The sequence below is a fragment of the Domibacillus sp. 8LH genome, from assembly GCF_038806185.1.
In the GTDB taxonomy this organism is placed as follows: Bacteria; Bacillota; Bacilli; order Bacillales; family Domibacillaceae; genus Domibacillus; species Domibacillus indicus_A.
Genome location: NZ_JAVJNG010000150.1, coordinates 1 through 270 on the forward strand (window position 1 = coordinate 1; position 270 = coordinate 270).

The 270-nt window shown below is 40.7% G+C and carries 1 protein-coding gene; it reads left to right on the forward strand.

Translation table 11 applies throughout. From position 1 onward, the window contains the following. Positions 1–270 (forward strand): PstC family ABC transporter permease (locus RG959_RS24200; protein ID WP_369335204.1); only part of this gene is annotated, 270 nt, incomplete at both ends.

The window sequence follows — 270 nt, forward strand, 5'->3', positions numbered from 1 at the left end:
CTGTTTACCTGAGTGAGTATGCAACCGACAAAGTTAGAAGAGTTTTAAAACCTATACTTGAAGTGCTAGCAGGAATACCTACGATTGTTTATGGTTTCTTTGCTTTCACCTTTGTAACCCCTGTACTAGAAAAGATTATTCCTACACTGGAAGCAACAAACATTCTAAGTCCAGGAATTGTAATGGGAGTTATGATTATTCCGATGATCGCCTCCCTATCTGAAGATGCAATGACTTCTGTACCCAATGCGATGCGCGAGGGTGCATTAG